Raw genomic sequence first — 16,338 nt, 5'->3', positions numbered from 1 at the left:
CAGGCCGCGGCCGTGTCGTAACGTCACCATTGTCTGTGACGCGGTACATATTGTCGGGTGCATTTAATTCATATACGAACAAACTAGTTCACATGCGAATTGATTTATGGCCAATACATTCAAGGTTTTCCACAAGCTCCAGATCGCACATTCAGCGCTCTTTCGCGCTGCTGACCGTCGCACGCGCAACAAGATAGGGCTTACCACGTCACAGCTAGCGGTGCTGTTGATCCTGTCGCGAAAGGACGGGCAGCCCATCAGTGACCTCTCTTCGACACTTGCTATGGGTAAGTCCAGCTTGACCGGTCTTGTGGATCGCATGTGCGCAAAGGGTCTGGTGCGTCGGTCACCGTCGCCGGTGGATGGCCGTGTCATACACGTCTACCTTGAACAGTCGGGCCGCGCGGTGCTTGAACAAGGCGCGGGCGAAATAAGCCAGTTCAATGCGGCGCTGCTTGCGCCTTTTCCTGCTGAGGAACAGGTCATTATTGAACGGTTTCTGACGCATCTGGCAGACAATGCGGACGGCATTGTGAACGGCCCTACCCCGCCGAAGAAAGGGCCAGCCGATGACTGAAGACATTACCCAAACGACGATCCGCTTCGCCGCCACCGATGGATGGAAGCTGGAGGCGGACATCTATACCTCATCTTCGCCCAAAATCGCGGTATTGATCTCGGCCGGCACGGGGTTCCCGCGTCAGTTTTATACCGGCCTCGCGATGTATCTGGCCCGCCAAGGTGCCGTTGTCCTGACCTATGACTATCGGGGGATTGGGGGATCAAAGGGCAAGGATCTGGCCGGATCCCGGATCGACTACCCTGACTGGGGACGGCTTGACGCACCCGCCGCCCTAAATGCGCTGGAGGAGGCGGCACCGGGCCTGCCGCTGACCCATCTGTGTCACAGTGTCGGTGGGCATTTTGTCGGCCTCATGCCGAACCACTCAAAGATCATCCGACACGCGTTTGTTTCTGTCGGGACCGGTTTTTTCGGCGGCCACCACCTGCGCAATATCCCGTCGGAGCTTTATTTCTGGTGGGTGTTGGGCCCCTATTTGCTGCTGCGCTACGGCTATATCAAACCGGCGGGCGGCTGGCGGGGCGAAGCGCTGCCGCCGAAACTGTTCAAGACATGGCGCCGGTGGAGCCAGCGCCGCAGCTATTTTCAACCGGACCTCGCAACGAAACTGGCCCCGCATCACTATGACGAGGTCACAGCCCCTATCCGGTCTTGGATATTCCCCGATGACTCGATTGCAACGCCGTCAACCGCATCCGACCTTTTAAAGTGTTATCCAGCCGCCCCGCACGAGGTGATCATCCGCACACCATCGCAGGTCGGTGTAACGCGGATCGGGCACGAAGGCGCATTGCGAAAAGGCCGCGACGCTTTATGGGCCGAATTCAGCGATTGGCTCATGGGCGCGCCTTGAACCGCAACCGATTTCCACCGCCATTCAAATCAACAGGATCAAACATGACCGAAAACATCAAGCTACACACCGACCAACGCGTCACGACCATGACCATCGCGCGCCCCGAAAAGCGCAATGCCATCACGCAGGATATGTATGCCGCCATGGCCGACGCGCTGGAAGACTATGCCCGGTCCGACGCGGTACGCGCCTTCGTGATCACAGGTGCGGAAGACTACTTTACGTCCGGGAATGACTTGCAGGATTTTGCCAAGGGAACCCGCAGCGACGGTGTGCCGCCCGTTATCCGGTTTCTGACCGCAATCTCCACCTGCCCCAAACCCTTGATTGCCGCCGTAAACGGCCCGGCCATTGGTGTCGGGGTGACGATGCTGCTGCATTGCGACCTGATTATCGCCGCCGACACGGCCACATTCAGCACGCCCTTTGTCCAACTGGGACTGGTACCAGAGGCCGCCTCGTCGCTTTTGCTGCCCGCCACCGTCGGCATGGCCGTGGCGAACGACATGCTGCTGGCCAATCGCGTTCTTGCTGCGGCAGAGGCGCTGCGTTTTGGGTTGGTGTCGCGTGTCGCTCCCTCGTCCGATTTTGCCACCGAAGTCGCGTCGCTTGCAGCTGGTTTGGCCCAGGCGGCACCAAGCTCGGTTATCAAAACCAAGGCGCTGATCCGTCATGGCAAGGACCAGATGACCGCCCAGATGGAGCGTGAGTCAGTGCTGTTCGCCGAGCAGCTGAAATCATCGGAATTCGCAGAGGTCGTCACCGCCAAGATGCAAAAGCGTCAGCCGGTCTTCAAATAACGCGCCGCTTTGCCCTAAGGCACCCGGCGGGCAAACCTGACGGTTCAACCCGGTTTTCCGGGTCGGCCGCAGGTTCGCTTGCCGGGTTGCGTCGCGGCGCGTCAACTCGCCAGCAGATGCATCGGCCCGCTCACCTTTTCGGCATAGCGCACAGCCGCGATCTGCGCGATGACGGCAAGTCCGCTTGGTGGTCATGGCGTGAATGCAGCGTTTTTCTTACCCTTGCGCATCGGCGTAGAGCTTTGGGAGAAAGCCTGCCAGAATGGTCATCTCATCAAAACAGTGGTTTAACAAAGCAGTTGCCGACGCCTCTTTCACGGTCAGCAGACGTGCCAGATAGGTGTTCCCAAGCGTTCCGATGACAGAGGGCACCGCCTCGTTTCCCTCACGCGCGGCCACCATCCCAAGCCAAAAACGGCTTCGCATTTCGGCACCGCCTTCGACATTGCGAACAATGTGGCACATTTCGCCGCCATAGATGGGCTCTTCCAGCAGGCCAACGCGGGCGCATACGGCGACGTCGCCGTCAGCCAAGTTTACCTCCCCCAAAACCTCCTCAGGTTCAACAAACTGAATTCTCAGCTTATTCAAGTCTTCACCGATGTATTCATGCACCAGATGGCTCGCCCCGATGAACTGGCCATCAACCTTGTTTTCCCAATCCATCCAAAGATGCGCGTCCGGGAACCAACGTCGGTAGTGTTCGGTCGTTTCCATGTAATCGCCAAACCACCAACCAACCATTTCAGGTGAAACGCCCGGCATCGGGGTCCGTACAGAAACCTCATAAATACCGTTGGGTAGGCGTTTCACCCCGGTCTCAAATCCAGGTTCACCTTCCGCAAACCCAGCGGTGGGCTGACCGCTAAAGGGCGGGAGGCCGAATATCCCGACACCAAGCGCAAAGACAACTGCGCCCCCTACAATCCATCTCATCATGTACTGACATCCTATCGTGCTTGTGCGCCCAGCTATTCTACGTTCGTGGAATATGTCAATATTATTCTTCGAGCGTAGAATAGCGTGTTGTAAGAGATCACGCTGGAAAGCTAAGCTGACCCGGGCTAAGCGAGACGGAGTTCTCGCGGCTCAAACATGGAGATGTCATTCAAATGTCCAAGCAACGTACGAGGACCGAGGTCAAAACCGCCATCGACGTTTCTGAGACAGCCGAAAGAAAACGCGGCCGTCCGCAGGCCGCACAGGGTACAGATTTGAAGCTGGCTTTGCTTCGCTCTGCGATTGATCTGTTTGCGGAGCGCGGTTTCGACGGCGTTTCACTGAGCAACGTTGCTGAAAAAGCCGGGGCCGACAAAGGCCTTTCACGGTATTACTTTGGATCAAAAGAGGCGCTTTGGATCGCAGCGATGGAACATCTTGCCGACTGTTTTGCAAGCGACCTTAACAAAGCTCTTGTCGTCAATACCGCGACCCAAACGGAAGCACTGAAAGCGCTCATTCGCGCTTTCATCACCGCATCCGCCCGCTGGCCGCAAGTGAGCCGTGTTATCGTTCATGACGGGGCAAAACACAGTGATCGCAGTGATTTTTTGCAAAGGCACCTCGTTGTGCCTTTTTTCACGGCACTGAAAGATCTGATCGCAGGTGCAAAATCAGAAGGCACCCTTCCGAACGTCTCGGACCGGACTATCTTTTTCATGATCACCCATGGTGGGTCATTTCCAATGGCCCTGCCCATTCTCACCAACGCGATCGAGGGTGGGGATATTCGATCATCCGACGCATTGGAACATCATTCCGAAGCGATCATCGAACTGCTATTTTCCAAGGCATGAAGATGAAATGGGGCTGTCGCAGTTCCCACCCTATCGTTGGTGCGTGCGCAGGGGGCAACCGGCGTCGGCACGCGCTGCGTAGTAACGACCAAGCACGACCGAAACCTATGCAACCGGGCAGCGACTTAGGGCCGAATTTCTTCAAAACGATCGTGTCAGACCGATGCTGGCAGTGGCGTTGCGAAACCTGTTGATCGAGATGGTGGAGCGTTGCTCTTCAAACCCGAGCCTCAGAACCTGGGTAAATCCCTTGTAGCTCCAGTTCTGGTTGGACAGGTTCAGCATGACGCTTGATTTCTTATCGACGCGGGCAACGCCGAAAATGGGATGCACGCCGTCAAATTCGTTCCGGTCAAACGACAGATCCAGCCCGACCCGAAGGCCGCCGGCAAAGGAATAGTCGCCGCCGATGGTGACGCCCGCCGCATGGCCCGCGACGGGGCTGTAAGAACTGGCACGGTTTTCCGCGCGCATGCCTACGCGAAACACAAGCTGCGAGGATGCCGCGTAGGCGAATTGCGCAGCGCCTGCTGTTCGGTCCACGCCGACACCGCTGCCATCATAGGTGATGCGTTCGCGCTGAAGCACCGCCGTGGCGCGGGCGCGTACGCCGAGGTTGCGCGTATAGGACAGGCCAAGGCCATAGGTATGCGCATAGGCCGCGTCATCAATCCAGCGCTGCGATCCATAGAGCTCGGCCGAGACAAGACGCCCCTCATCGGCGAAATGCAGCAGGGATGCACTGGTCCGAAGGGTCACTTCATCGGGCGCACGCCCGTCGAAAAGCCGGGCATCCAGATCCAGTGCGAACCGGGCGCGTAAGGCGTCCGTAAGGCGCGGCACGGTCGCGACGCCCGTGCCAATCTCGAACGCCGTGGCGGATTGGGCGCGGGAATTCGGGTCCAGCCGCAGCACAAAACCGCTGAGGTTCACCGTCTCTGCAGAGGTGCGGCGGGCGGCATTGCTTTCGGGCACAATGGCAAAACGGAAATAGCCCTGCCATTTTTTCGGTTTGGCCAAACGGTCAAGCTCCGCCTGCACTTTTGCCTGGACAGAGGGCGACAAACCCGCACCCTTGGCCAGTTCAAGGTGATATCGCGCCCGTTCGATCTGGTCGCTTTTCACCAATGCGTTCGCCAGCTCAAGCCGGAACGTAGGATCGTCTGGCCGCAAGATCACAAGCCGCGCCAGCGGGGCAACGGCTTGGTGTGATTTTCCGGAACGGTTGTAGGCGACCCCTAGAATCCACATCCGGCGCAGGGTCTCTGTCTCGGTCTTGGGTGAATACCCCTCAAGCAATGGAATAACCTCTGCGGCTTTTCCCTTGAGGATGCTTTGTTCTGCATCATCAAGGGAAAAGGCCGCTAATGGCGAGGCCAGTAAGATTAAAAATAGATTGTATAAAATTCGCCGCATCAAAGACCTCGGCTGCCGCGGGGAAAGCGGGTTTTTGCGGCCGGTAATTGACCGCATCCAAGAGACCCGCTTATCCGTCGCTTCTATTTCTTGTTGGCGTAGAATGTACCACCGACGCCCGCGTCGAAAATCTGCGGCGAGGGATTGTTCACATCGTTGATACCGCCAGATACCGGTCCAAGCATCGATTCCGCACCCGGCCCCATGAAGTTGCCGCCGAACTGCAAGGTGGCGTCCCCTTCATTCTCGCCATTGCTAAGCCGACCGGACATGTGGAACAGCATCGCGCCGGTGTTCTGCTCGGGGATATTGACGCCCGCGACGACCTGCGCCGGAATGGTGGTGCGGCTGAGCGAGGCAGGCAAGCCTTGATCGACCGTCAGCGTCCCGTCCAGTTTGACGGAGTTCGAGGTGCCCGCCTCGGTCGCGACGATGTTGGAGGCCGTTCCGGTGAACGGATTGGTGGTCTGCCCGTCGGTCCAGTCCACATCGACTGCCAGATCGCCAATGATTTCCGCGCTATTCGCATCGATATCGGTGCCGAAAATCTGGGCCGATCCGCTGTTCACGCCGACCTTCATCTGACCTTCGTAGCTGGCTTTCAGCGACGTGGGCATATCCGAAGTGGGGGCCTTTTGACTGACAGCGTTAAAGGCTGTTTCAAAATCCTGCCCGCCGCCTGCGCCGCCGCCAGCAAGCCCGCCTCCGGAGCTGCTTCCATTGCAACCAGACAAGACCGTCGCAACCCCAAGGCTTGCAATAACAATACTAAGACGTGCGTGTTTCATGAAATTCCCCTTGCTTGATTTAAAAAATTCTTCTTCACTTTTTAGATACCTACTTCATGAAATCGTCTCCCCCCCGTTCAGGGGGTGTCCTCGGACAAGAGTATTTTGAGAAGATGAGCCGTATAGAATGATAAAATTTGCAATTATAAATTCCGCTGTGTGGTCCATAAGATGACACGTCCACATGTCGCCCCCGGAGCCGTTTTCGCGCTTTGCGTCGTGCTCTATCTGGCCGCCGCCGCTGCCCTGACATGGGTGGCGACGGCCCAGCCGTGGCTCGGGATCAGGCTTGGCGTGGTGGGGCAAAGCGTTGTCGTCACTGACATCGCGCAGGGCAGCGCCATGGATCGCGATATAATCGGCAAGCCGCTTCTTGGCCTTTCAGCGGATAACCAGCCCACAATCCCGGTGACACCCCTAGATCTGATAGAAGAGCCCGACGGGATCAGTGATCAAGAGACCCTGCGTCGCTTCTTTGACCGTCAGGATCGCTTGCATGACGCGTTGCGCAGCGGCGCAGTCACCCTGACCTTCGACCAAGCCGACGGCCCTGAAAGCGTATCGGTAAGGGTCCAGGAAAGCCGTCCGGTTTCGGATCTGCCGATGAAATTCTGGACGCAAATTTTTGTCGCGTTCGTGGGCATGTTTATCGGGACTTGGGTCGTCTGCCTACGGCCTCATGAACAGGCCGGATGGTGGTTTCTGCTTTCCGGGATCGGGTTGGCTTTGGCATCGTCGAGCGCCGCGATCTACAGCTCGCGCGAGCTTGCGCTTAGTCTGACGGCCTATTCGGTGGCCTGCCGGGTAAATCCCGGTGGATCGCTGCTGTTCGGGATTGGTATGGTGACATTGTTCCTCTCCTACCCGCGGCGCATTGTTCCGAAACCCGTGCTCTGGCTACCGACACTTCTGATCGGCACCTGTATCCTCTTGGTGCTTGGCCCCGGCTGGCCGGACAAGCTGAACAATGCCCCGGATATGATCGCGATCATCATGGTGGCCCTATTGCTGGTCATTGCCGCCCAAGTCGCCGCCAATCGCCGCGACCCGGCCGCGAGGGCGATGCTGGGCTGGCTTGGCGTGTCGGTTGCGGTCGGTGCGGGTGGCTTTGTGCTAACGTCAATCCTGCCGACGCTTATTGGGTTGGCCCCGGTGATCGAACAAAGCACTGCGTTTTTGTTTTTCCTGATCATCTACGCCGGTATTGCCTTGGCGGTGACGCGCTACCGGCTGTTCGATCTGGCGAATTGGTCCTACGGCATCTTGTTCTATGGCCTTGGGGTGGCTTTGCTTCTGGGGCTTGATGCCGCGCTCATCTACGGGCTTTCGCTGGGGCGTGCCCCTGCCTTTGGCATCGCACTCGCGGCGATCTGCATGGTTTACCTGCCCTTGCGCGACAAAGTCTGGGTGCTGCTCAAGCGCAACCGCGAGATCCCGGCGGAAGAGCTGTATCGCAGAGTGACCCAGATCGCCCATGCGAGAGACCCCGAAGACAAGCAGAGGCTGCTGCGTAAATTCTGGTCCGATATTTTCAATCCGCTGCGCATCAAGGATCAACCGGCGTCTACCACGATCACCGCACTGCAAGACGATGGCCGTATCCTGACGCTCGCGTCTATAGGCAATCTGCCTGCACTGTCGCTTGAGCTGGCCGGGCAGGGATCGCGCCTTTTCTCGTCGCGCGATCTGGCGCGGGCCGATGCGATCCTGTCGTTGCTTGATGCCAGCCTCTCCCAGCACGAGACCTATCTTCAGGCCGTCAGCGCAGAGCGGCTGCGCATCAATCGCGACATGCATGACAATATAGGGGTGCTGCTGCTCAGCGCCCTGCACACCGGCCCTCGGGAACGCAAAGATCTTCTTATCCGCCAGACCCTCGCCGATCTACGAGAGTTGATTTCAAACCCGGATCAGACTGATTGGGAACTCCGCGATCTGCTCGCCGATCTGCGTGCCGAAATCATCACCCATTTCGAGGCCGCCCATATCACCGTCACGTGGCAGGCCGACGAGATCACCAAAGGCCGTATATCCCATCGGTTGGCGCATGCGCTACGCGCCTTCCTGCGAGAGGGGACCAGCAATATCCTACGCCACTCTGGCGCGACAGAGGCGAAGGCCCAGATCGACCTGGAAAGCGATGGATTGCAGCTCACGCTAAGCGATAACGGCTCGGGCTTTGACAGCAGCGTCGTCTCGCTTGGCAATGGTTTCAGAAACCTGAGAAACCGCTTCACCCAGTTGCAAGGTGCCTTCAGCTACAGCACCGGTGCCAAGGGCACCACCTTGACCGCGTTTCTACCTCTTTTCAGCACTCAGAAAGAGGCCGCAGCAGAATGAAGCGTATCCTGATTGTCGAAGATATCGTCGAAACCCTGCGTTGGCTGGTCGAGATCGTACGATCAGCATATCCGGCGGCCACAATATGCACGGCCAACTCGGTACGGACGGCGCTGTCAAAACTGGATGGCCAGATAGATCTCGCCCTGATTGATCTGGGCCTGCCTGATGGGTCGGGTCTCGAAATCCTGCGCGGCCTGAACAAGGCCAGCCCCTCTGCAATCAAGGTCGTAACCACGGTAATGGGCGACGACGCGAGCATTGTTTCCTCACTCTCCGCCGGGGCGGACGGGTATCTGCTGAAAGAGACAGAGGCGGCAGTGCTCTCTCGCCAGCTCACACAGCTTTCTATGGGGTTACCGGCGATATCACCCTCTGTCGCCCGCCGCATCATGGAACACTTCCGCCTCACCGGGCCAGTCGCCAGCCTGGACGGGCGCCTGACGGAGAGGGAGACCGAAGTGCTCACGCTCATCTCCAAAGGTCTGCGCAACGCCGAGGTCGCCTCCGCATTGAACATCGCGGAAACGACGGTCGCTGGATATATCAAGATCGTCTATCGCAAGCTCGGCATCTCCTCACGGGCGGAAGCCGCCTGGCACGCGAACCGCTTGGGGCTTGGACTGAAACCGGAATAGCGCCTTTGTCGGGCAATTCGATTTCAACGACGGAGCGGCTGCCGTTGGCGTGTTGTAGGGTCTGTTCCGCGTAACATAGCAAGGCCTTTCGCTTCGACGCCCTACGCCACATCAACCCCGGCGGGAACAAACCTACGCCAATCAACCCCGCGGCCCGCTGCGTAGTCCAGACCGATTTGCGCCCAATCGATGTCACCCTCTGCTGCCACCGATGATGGGGCGCTGCCATAGGTGACCTGCCGCGTGCCTTCCTCGAACGCGTCGATGGATTGGGGCCAGATCTCATCGTCCCAATGCAGCGTCATCGTCCGCCGTTTGGGTTCGTATTCGGCGGTGAAAAGCGTGCCAAACCCCTCGGCATAGCGGTCTTGCTTGAGCGGCGCTTGGGTGAACTGACCTGCCAGCGCTGACGGCGTAACCCCTTCGGATAAGACACTCACAAGGTGTTTTGACCGTTCAAACGTGCGGGTAAAACTGCCTCTGTCAGGCGTGCTGCCGTCGGTCTGGTGGTTTGTGGCGACCAGCCGCGGCTGCACCTTTGCACCGCCACCGGCGTACATCTCGACGCTCGCACCCGCACCCGAGGCATCGGCGACCACCACATTATACGGCATATGCGACGGCACGCGTTGCAGCACGCGCAGCGCTTGGGGCACGGTTTTGCAGGTTTCCAGAACGTAGCGCAGGATTGTGGTGATACCGAACCCGCGCCCTGTTTCCTGCCGTCCGCCATAAGCCAGCGCGATGCTGAGCCCCGCATCGTTGATGCCATCGGACAGGCCCCAAAGGAATTCGACCATACCCATCACCCGCCGCCCGGTCCAGGCGCTGTGAAGCAGCAGACCTTCGTTCAAGTCAGGCGACAGATCGTAGTTGCGCACCAGCCGGATGTCGTCGTCCGACGTGGCCACGGCAAGAGAGCATCCGCCCAGATAGCTTGGCGGGCACCACGTGGATAGGAAGCGTGCTGCACGGTCCGACCCGCCCGCGAGCGCTGTGAGCTTGGCGTGAATAGGCACTAACTCGGGCATATGTTGCTTTAGGGCCGCCTCGCAGGCTGCGCGGTCAGGGCCGTTATCGCCGTCGCGTGCAGTGAACCATGCCTCGTAGGCGGGCCATGAACGGGCCCATCGGGCGGCCCATTTCGGGCCCGGCGTGGCTTCGCTGATGGCGTCAAAAGTAAGAGAGTGTGTCATATCATGCGCCTTTCCTGGGCAAATCGAGGAAGAACCGCAGCATTTCGCCGCTCGCATCTGGTCCTGTGGGGTCCGTGTACGACCCCGCGCTGTTGCCGCCCGACCACGCGTGACCGAGGCCCGAGACGGTCCATTGTTCCATCACGACATGGCCTTTCGGTGCCATCACGCTGCGGCGGGAAAAACGGCGCCCGCCCGCATCGCCATCGTCCAGAACCTCGGGTCCGTTTGGGGCCTGCTTGGCGATCGCATCCGCATTCGCGGCACTTACAGTGGTATCCGCATCGCCCTGAAAAATGATCGTCGGGATGAAATCCCCTGTGTCAGAGCCTGCTGCCCCCTGCCCCATGGCCGCAAAAGCCGATGGCACGTCATGGGCCGCACGGTAGGGCAAACCGGAATGGGCACCCACCGCGTCAAAGACATCCCGATAGGTTTGTCCCAGCACCACAGCCATCGCCGCGCCGGCCGACAGCCCCGCAACAAAGCTGCGCCCTTTGGGAATGGCATGGTCGCGCTGAAGTTGTTGCATCAGCCCCGCAAGGATCGCCGGTTCACCAGCGCCGCGCATCTGATCGGCGGGGTCAAACCATTTCCAGCAGTTCTGCATATTCGCCATGCGGGATTGCGCCGGATAGACCACGATCAACCCATGCGCCTCTGCCAGTTGGTTCATGCCCGTGCCGTTGGCAAAATCCACAGGGGATTGTTTGCACCCGTGCAGCATCATCACCAAACCTGTCGGCGCAGAGCCGTTGAGGTTGGGAACATAAAGCCGATAGTCACGGCTGCCTGCGCTGCAGGAAAAGCTGCCGCTGCCGAATGTAGCACCCTCGGGCAGGTCCGGCTCGATGCTGTCACCGCCGTTCAGGGTTGATTGCGCCAGCCCCGAAAGCGTCTCGCGCAGGCCGCGGCCGATCTTGGATTTTCCAAAGGGGCTTTTGCCAGCTTTCGCCATGCTCCCCAGCCCTCCGGCGCCAAGCGCGTTCTGGATGGCTTCGGTCGCCGCTTTGGGGTTACCAGCGCGCACAAGTTTTCCGGCACGGCGCAGGGCCGCGTTAAATTCATCTGTCATGTCGCATTCCTTTTAAGGATGATGCCGGAGCTAACTGATCCGGTCGCCGAGTGCTTTCTTGACTTCGGTGCTGGCTTGAAGCGCCCCCAGCACGTTGATGGAGCCGATGGTCGCAAGGGCCAGCTCTGGCGTCACATCCCGCGCGATGCGGGCCAGACCCACCACCTTGATGTGCAGCACTTCATTTGCTGCCTGCACCGCCTCGAGGTCCGCGACGGAGTAATCGCGCAGACCCATTTCCATTGTGTGACGGTCGATAGACCGTGTCACCGTCTCCGACTGGTGATCCAACTGCTTGCGGATCGCCGTGCGGATGAAATCGCTGCGGTTGGAATAAAACCCCTCCTGCACCAGCAGGTCGATCCGCCCTAGATCGACAAAGCCGAGGTTGATCGTGATCTTTTCGTTCTCGGGTTGCTTTTCCCGTAGCTGCCTGACGTTGCTCATCTCGATTCTCCATCCATGTGGATGGTATATGGCATCCAATAGCCATATTGCAACTGCCCCATAAGAGATTTCGCCTTTTCAGGCCAACATTCGTACGGCGGCGGTCAAATCGTCTTGAAATTGGGCAGTTGCGTCGGCTTTGGCCTGAGGATCGGGGAGGCGCAAAAGATACGAGGGGTGTAGCGTCAGCAGAACCGGCATGCCCGAGGGCGTTTGTTCGACCGTGCCACGGCGGGCGGTGATGGCATCGCGCCGTCCGGTCAGCCCTTCGGCGGCCGTCGCCCCCATGCCCAAAATCAGCTTGGGTTTGACCTGTGCGATCTCGGCATCCAGCCACCAGCGGCAATGTTGAATCTCTGACGCATTGGGCCGTTGATGCAGACGGCGTTTACCGCGCGGGGTGAATTTGAAGTGTTTCACTGCATTGGTCACAAACGCCTTGTCCCGCGCCAACCCCGCCCGCCCTGCGATCTGATCAAAGAGCTGCCCCGCAGGCCCGACAAAGGGCCGCCCGCTTAAATCCTCCTGATCGCCCGGCTGTTCGCCCACGATCATCAGATCGGCATCCATGGGGCCCTCGCCCGGTACGGCCTGTGTCGCATTGCAATGCAAGGGGCAGCGGGTGCAGGCGGCAATATCCTTGGCCAGCGCGTCTTTCGGGCCCTCCCATGCGGATTGATGCGCGGCGAGCTGCGCTTGTACCTGCGCCAATCGCTGCGGCGGAAAGGACGGTGCTGCCTCGGCCATCGCGTGGGCACGGGCGGGGGCGTCGGCGATCATTTGGGGGATATGCGCCGCCTCGGGCATGTTCTTCCAGTATTTCTTGGGCATCTCGGACTGCATGGCTTTGACCATCAGCCGCGCGGGGTTAAAGATGTTCTGGAAATAGGTGATCCACAGCTGTTCGCTCGCGTCTTCGGGCAGCGCGGGCTTTTCCCGCCCCTCGTGGAAAGTCAGTTTCCCCCCCTCGAAAATCGCGCAGACATCCGGCGTGAGAATGCGCCAATCCATATCGCTGAACCGACGCAGAAAGAAATCGGCAGTGGGTTCTACCGTGTGATACGTCGGCTCGAACCACGCGGCAAAGGACCGGCGGGGGGCATCGGGCGCGCCAATCTCGCGGAAACGGACGAAGGCTTTCATCTTGTGCTGGCAGCGATGCACGTTCTTTTCCATCTGGCGCAGACGCGACAGATCAGCATCACCGCGATCCGTCATCAACTGCGGCGCGTCTTTCAACCGCCAAAGAAATGCATAAAGCCGCGCAAACCGTTCGGGGTCACTGTGCCAGACGACACTGCTCGCCATGCTGATGAAGCTCCGCGGCACGGTCACTTGCCCGCCCGTCTGCACGGGGGCGGTGTCGCCAAAAAGATCGGGCACCGTGCTGGTATCGCCCCACAGGATCGCCTCGGGCGGGATGCCGGCGGCCAGAAACTGCCGCGCGGCATCACGCCACGCCTGCGCCGTGCCGATCTTGGGCATGACCGCGCGGTGCATCAGAACAGGGTCAACTGTTCGGGCGGCGGCGCAAACCGCGCGCGCAGGTCGATGCTGTCGGTCAACCCGCCGGGGGACCAGCCCCCCACAGTGACAAAGCTGCGGGCCTTTTTCATAGATGCGCCCATGCGGATCAGATCCTCGTAGCGCAGGGTACGGTGGCGGCGCGTGGACAGGATGCGATTGACCGTCTTGACCCCGAACCCCGGCACCCGCAGCAGCAACTCGCGGCTGGCGCGGTTCACATCCAGCGGGAACACCGCGCGGTGCACCAGCGCCCATGCGAGTTTCGGGTCGACCTCAAGATCAAGGTTCCCGTCCGCGGTGACGGATGTAATCTCGTCCAGTTGGAAGTCATAGAACCGCAGCAGCCAGTCCGCCTGATAGAGCCTGTGTTCGCGTTGCAACGGGGGCCGGATCAGCGGCAGCTTGGCCGAGCTGTCAGGGATCGGCGAGAAGGCTGAATAATACACGCGCTTGAGCTTGTAGCTGGAATAGAGCCGCGTCGACTGGCCCAGAATGGCCGCATCATTCGATCCGTCCGCCCCGATGATCATCTGCGTCGACTGCCCCGCAGGCGCAAAGCGTGGTGGGCGCTTGCCGGTGTGGGATTTGTCTTTCGACACCTCTTTACGCAGCCGGAAATCGGCCATCGCTTTGCGGATCTGATCGGGCTTCTTTTCGGGCGCATATTGCTGAACGGCGGCATCGGTGGGCAGCTCGACGTTGATCGACAGCCGGTCTGCCAGCAGCCCTGCTTCCGCGATCAACTCTGGCGCGGCGTCGGGGATGGTCTTCAAATGGATATAGCCGCGAAAATTCTCTTCGTGGCGCAGCTTGCGCGCGATCTGTACCATGTCCGACATGGTCGCATCCGGCGACTTGATCACGCCCGAGGACAGGAACAGCCCTTCGATATAATTGCGGCGGTAGAATTCGATGGTCAGCTTCACCACTTCATCGACACTGAACCGCGCCCGCGTCACATTGGACGAGGCACGGTTGATGCAATAGCTGCAATCATAGATGCAGAAATTCGTCATCAGGATTTTCAGAAGCGAAATACAGCGCCCGTCCGGCGCATAGGCATGACAGATGCCCGACCCCTCGTTCGACCCCACGCCCTTGCCATCGCGCGAGTCGCGTTTCGTCGACCCCGAAGAGGCGCAAGACGCGTCATATTTCGCCGCGTCGCTCAGGATTGCCAGTTTTTGCTCTACAGATTGCTTAGCCATATGTTCACTATATGTTCACATATGACCGATGTCACGGCGTCAAAGCAGCCCCGCCCTGCGCCGCAGTGTCGCGGCGCGCGGGTTTTTGCCTGCGGGTGCTTTAGGGAGGCCTTACTCGGTCTCTAGGCTTGGATAGACGCGGCGCAGCGTCTCGATCAGCTTCTGGCTGCTCACGGGCTTTTTCACAACACGGTCGTCCGGCCCGAGAAAGCTGATCTGGTCGGCGTCATATGCGGTGATGAACACAAAAGGGATACCCCGTTCGCGCAGAATATCCGCGACGGGTTTCGATGTCTTGTTGCGCCCAAGGTTCACGTCAAGAAAGGCGATATCAATATCCCCGTCACGCGCTTTTTCCTTGGCGTCTTCCAGATGGATACTGGGGCCGACCACGTTAAAGCCGATGTCTTCCAGCAGGTCGGACATCTCGAATGCGACCACGACCTCATCTTCGACGATGAAAATATTCTGAGGTTGGTTTGTCATTCTACTGCCTGCTCTTCCGTCTGTTGCGGCATCTTCAAATGCCATTCATATCCATCTGGCCCGAAAACCGTATCGATTTTCCCGCCTGTTTCCGCCTCGAGGGCACGCCCTGTGATGAAGCTACCAAAACCTGTCTCGCTGGGTTTCTCGGCGGCAGGGCCGCCTTTTTCCACCCAGTGGAGTTCAAGGGGAGAACCCTCGGCGGCACTTCCTTGTTCCCAAGATAAATTCACAACACCGTCAGGAACCGACAGGGCACCGTATTTCATCGCGTTTGTCGCCAGTTCATAAAATGCCATCGACAAGGACAGCGCCTGGCGCGATGGCACCTCTACCTCCGGCCCTTTCAACGTGATCCGACCGCCGCCAATAGGGTCGAGCACATCGGCAGCCACGGCACCAATCGCAGCACGGTCCCATGTGGTGCCCACCAGTTTGGAGTGGGCCGTCGCATAGGCGTTAAGCCGTTGGTCAATCGTTTCGCGGATACCGCGTTGAATGCTCATCTTGCGCAGCGACTGGCTGACGATGGATTTCACCACGCTAAATGCGTTCTTCACACGGTGGTTCAACTCGGCAATCAGGATGTTCTGCGCCTCGCGCAAGCGGCGCTCTTCGTCGATATCAATCAGGGCGACGGTCGCGCCGATCCGCTCCCCCTCGCCGTCGAGCACCGGCTCGCCAATGATCCGCATCCAAAAACGGGTGCCGTCGCCGCGTTGATAATCCACGTCGATCTCGACATGGTCCTCGCGGTTCTGGATAACCCGCGCCAAAGGGTACTCGTGGCTTTGAACACGGGACCCATCAGCGTGGTACGAGACCCATTCGCCATAGGCGCCCACGTCGTCCGAATGCAACACAGGATGGCGCACCATCTTTTCGACGTGGCTGTTGCCGTAGATAATCTTGCCTTCGGCATCGGCCATGACGACCCCGACGGGCACCGTCTCCATCATCGCTTCGAGGAAGTTCAACCGATGCGACGCCCGCTGCGCCTGTTTCTTCGGCGCATCCGCGTCAACATTCTTTGCCGCCAGCTCCTCTTGCACATGCAAAAGCTCTGTCGCCATCTTATCGGTGGGCTGTGTCGGCATGGTTTGTCCTGGGTGATTGGTGTGGTGTGTCGGTTGACATAGATCGTCAGACGCTGGTGTCTAGGTGTAGTGTCACATTTGCGTC

16 protein-coding genes are annotated in these 16,338 nt (G+C 59.2%); 6 read left to right on the top strand and 10 right to left on the bottom strand.

Annotation, left to right across the window (positions count from 1 at the left end; genetic code table 11):
• The first annotated feature begins 106 nt into the window (after positions 1–106).
• The 3 genes from AADW22_RS17655 to AADW22_RS17645 are packed head-to-tail and all read left to right on the top strand — an operon-like array spanning position 107 to position 2,239.
• Positions 107–577: a MarR family winged helix-turn-helix transcriptional regulator gene (locus tag AADW22_RS17655; protein WP_009824175.1), complete on the top strand. Its 471-nt coding sequence runs from the start codon at positions 107–109 to the stop codon at positions 575–577.
• Positions 570–1,436 carry a serine aminopeptidase domain-containing protein gene (locus tag AADW22_RS17650; protein WP_407474825.1) on the top strand — a complete coding sequence of 289 codons (867 nt, stop codon included), beginning with the start codon at positions 570–572 and terminating at the stop codon, positions 1,434–1,436. Before AADW22_RS17655 ends, AADW22_RS17650 begins: the two co-directional genes overlap by 8 nt.
• A 44-nt stretch (positions 1,437–1,480) precedes the next feature.
• The gene (locus AADW22_RS17645) at positions 1,481–2,239 is read left to right on the top strand and encodes an enoyl-CoA hydratase (protein ID WP_407474824.1); all 759 of its coding nucleotides are present in this window, start codon (positions 1,481–1,483) and stop codon (positions 2,237–2,239) included.
• Positions 2,240–2,455: 216 nt separating this feature from the next.
• Here AADW22_RS17645 and AADW22_RS17640 read toward each other — a convergent pair whose 3' ends face one another.
• Positions 2,456–3,178, bottom strand: a complete 723-nt coding sequence (locus AADW22_RS17640; protein ID WP_278426015.1) for a DAPG hydrolase family protein — start codon at positions 3,176–3,178, stop codon at positions 2,456–2,458.
• Positions 3,179–3,351: 173 nt separating this feature from the next.
• Here AADW22_RS17640 and AADW22_RS17635 point away from each other — a divergent pair, with 173 nt between their 5' ends.
• Positions 3,352–4,035 (top strand): TetR/AcrR family transcriptional regulator, encoded by a 684-nt coding sequence (locus tag AADW22_RS17635; RefSeq protein WP_180829713.1) that lies wholly within the window; start codon positions 3,352–3,354, stop codon positions 4,033–4,035.
• A 141-nt stretch (positions 4,036–4,176) separates the two neighbouring features.
• Here the strand turns inward: AADW22_RS17635 and AADW22_RS17630 are convergent, their stop codons facing one another.
• Positions 4,177–5,334, bottom strand: coding sequence for a surface lipoprotein assembly modifier (locus AADW22_RS17630; RefSeq protein ID WP_407474823.1), 1,158 nt, complete (start codon positions 5,332–5,334; stop codon positions 4,177–4,179).
• Positions 5,335–5,534: 200 nt separating this feature from the next.
• Positions 5,535–6,239 carry a hypothetical protein gene (locus AADW22_RS17625; RefSeq protein WP_168592870.1) on the bottom strand — a complete coding sequence of 235 codons (705 nt, stop codon included), beginning with the start codon at positions 6,237–6,239 and terminating at the stop codon, positions 5,535–5,537.
• 171 nt (positions 6,240–6,410) lie between these two features.
• On the opposite strand from AADW22_RS17625, the gene AADW22_RS17620 reads away from it, so the two are divergent.
• Both AADW22_RS17620 and AADW22_RS17615 read left to right on the top strand, forming a co-directional pair.
• Positions 6,411–8,579 carry a sensor histidine kinase gene (locus tag AADW22_RS17620; protein WP_407474822.1) on the top strand — a complete coding sequence of 723 codons (2,169 nt, stop codon included), beginning with the start codon at positions 6,411–6,413 and terminating at the stop codon, positions 8,577–8,579.
• Positions 8,576–9,217, top strand: coding sequence for a response regulator transcription factor (locus AADW22_RS17615; RefSeq protein WP_005848636.1), 642 nt, complete (start codon positions 8,576–8,578; stop codon positions 9,215–9,217). Before AADW22_RS17620 ends, AADW22_RS17615 begins: the two co-directional genes overlap by 4 nt.
• Positions 9,218–9,318: 101 nt before the next feature.
• Here AADW22_RS17615 and AADW22_RS17610 read toward each other — a convergent pair whose 3' ends face one another.
• The 7 genes from AADW22_RS17610 to AADW22_RS17580 all read right to left on the bottom strand — a co-directional run bounded on the left by AADW22_RS17610 (position 9,319) and on the right by AADW22_RS17580 (position 16,253).
• Positions 9,319–10,413, bottom strand: a complete 1,095-nt coding sequence (locus tag AADW22_RS17610) for a C45 family autoproteolytic acyltransferase/hydolase (RefSeq protein ID WP_407474821.1) — start codon at positions 10,411–10,413, stop codon at positions 9,319–9,321.
• Position 10,414: 1 nt separating this feature from the next.
• A complete protein-coding gene (locus AADW22_RS17605; RefSeq protein ID WP_407474820.1) occupies positions 10,415–11,488 on the bottom strand; it encodes an alpha/beta hydrolase family esterase in 1,074 nt (357 codons plus the stop codon).
• A gap of 30 nt (positions 11,489–11,518) precedes the next feature.
• On the bottom strand, positions 11,519–11,935 hold the full coding sequence (locus AADW22_RS17600) for a CopG family transcriptional regulator (protein WP_009824184.1): 417 nt from the start codon (positions 11,933–11,935) through the stop codon (positions 11,519–11,521).
• Positions 11,936–12,013: 78 nt separating this feature from the next.
• Complete coding sequence (locus tag AADW22_RS17595) at positions 12,014–13,435, bottom strand: UdgX family uracil-DNA binding protein (RefSeq protein WP_407474819.1); 1,422 nt, start codon at positions 13,433–13,435, stop codon at positions 12,014–12,016.
• A complete protein-coding gene (locus AADW22_RS17590; RefSeq protein ID WP_407474818.1) occupies positions 13,435–14,670 on the bottom strand; it encodes a putative DNA modification/repair radical SAM protein in 1,236 nt (411 codons plus the stop codon). Before AADW22_RS17590 ends, AADW22_RS17595 begins: the two co-directional genes overlap by 1 nt.
• A gap of 111 nt (positions 14,671–14,781) precedes the next feature.
• Positions 14,782–15,156, bottom strand: a complete 375-nt coding sequence (locus AADW22_RS17585) for a response regulator (RefSeq protein WP_005848648.1) — start codon at positions 15,154–15,156, stop codon at positions 14,782–14,784.
• Positions 15,153–16,253 (bottom strand): HWE histidine kinase domain-containing protein, encoded by a 1,101-nt coding sequence (locus AADW22_RS17580; RefSeq protein WP_407474817.1) that lies wholly within the window; start codon positions 16,251–16,253, stop codon positions 15,153–15,155. The genes AADW22_RS17585 and AADW22_RS17580 overlap by 4 nt, the downstream gene beginning before the upstream one ends.
• Between the last annotated feature and the right edge of the window lie 85 nt (positions 16,254–16,338).

The sequence above is a fragment of the Sulfitobacter sp. PM12 genome, assembly GCF_045586035.1.
GTDB lineage: Bacteria > Pseudomonadota > Alphaproteobacteria > Rhodobacterales > Rhodobacteraceae > Sulfitobacter > Sulfitobacter pontiacus.
This window is presented reverse-complemented; position numbering and strand designations above follow the sequence as displayed.

What these genes read in the sequence shown, in the direction of transcription:
- AADW22_RS17655 (WP_009824175.1), top strand. Translation starts at nt 107, where the DNA reads ATGGCCAATACATTCAAGGTTTTCCACAAGCTCCAGATCGCACATTCA.
- AADW22_RS17650 (WP_407474825.1), top strand. Translation starts at nt 570, where the DNA reads ATGACTGAAGACATTACCCAAACGACGATCCGCTTCGCCGCCACCGAT.
- AADW22_RS17645 (WP_407474824.1), top strand. Translation starts at nt 1,481, where the DNA reads ATGACCGAAAACATCAAGCTACACACCGACCAACGCGTCACGACCATG.
- AADW22_RS17640 (WP_278426015.1), bottom strand. Translation starts at nt 3,178, where the DNA reads ATGATGAGATGGATTGTAGGGGGCGCAGTTGTCTTTGCGCTTGGTGTC.
- AADW22_RS17635 (WP_180829713.1), top strand. Translation starts at nt 3,352, where the DNA reads ATGTCCAAGCAACGTACGAGGACCGAGGTCAAAACCGCCATCGACGTT.
- AADW22_RS17625 (WP_168592870.1), bottom strand. Translation starts at nt 6,239, where the DNA reads ATGAAACACGCACGTCTTAGTATTGTTATTGCAAGCCTTGGGGTTGCG.
- AADW22_RS17620 (WP_407474822.1), top strand. Translation starts at nt 6,411, where the DNA reads ATGACACGTCCACATGTCGCCCCCGGAGCCGTTTTCGCGCTTTGCGTC.
- AADW22_RS17615 (WP_005848636.1), top strand. Translation starts at nt 8,576, where the DNA reads ATGAAGCGTATCCTGATTGTCGAAGATATCGTCGAAACCCTGCGTTGG.
- AADW22_RS17610 (WP_407474821.1), bottom strand. Translation starts at nt 10,413, where the DNA reads ATGACACACTCTCTTACTTTTGACGCCATCAGCGAAGCCACGCCGGGC.
- AADW22_RS17605 (WP_407474820.1), bottom strand. Translation starts at nt 11,488, where the DNA reads ATGACAGATGAATTTAACGCGGCCCTGCGCCGTGCCGGAAAACTTGTG.
- AADW22_RS17600 (WP_009824184.1), bottom strand. Translation starts at nt 11,935, where the DNA reads ATGAGCAACGTCAGGCAGCTACGGGAAAAGCAACCCGAGAACGAAAAG.
- AADW22_RS17595 (WP_407474819.1), bottom strand. Translation starts at nt 13,435, where the DNA reads ATGCACCGCGCGGTCATGCCCAAGATCGGCACGGCGCAGGCGTGGCGT.
- AADW22_RS17590 (WP_407474818.1), bottom strand. Translation starts at nt 14,670, where the DNA reads ATGGCTAAGCAATCTGTAGAGCAAAAACTGGCAATCCTGAGCGACGCG.
- AADW22_RS17585 (WP_005848648.1), bottom strand. Translation starts at nt 15,156, where the DNA reads ATGACAAACCAACCTCAGAATATTTTCATCGTCGAAGATGAGGTCGTG.
- AADW22_RS17580 (WP_407474817.1), bottom strand. Translation starts at nt 16,253, where the DNA reads ATGCCGACACAGCCCACCGATAAGATGGCGACAGAGCTTTTGCATGTG.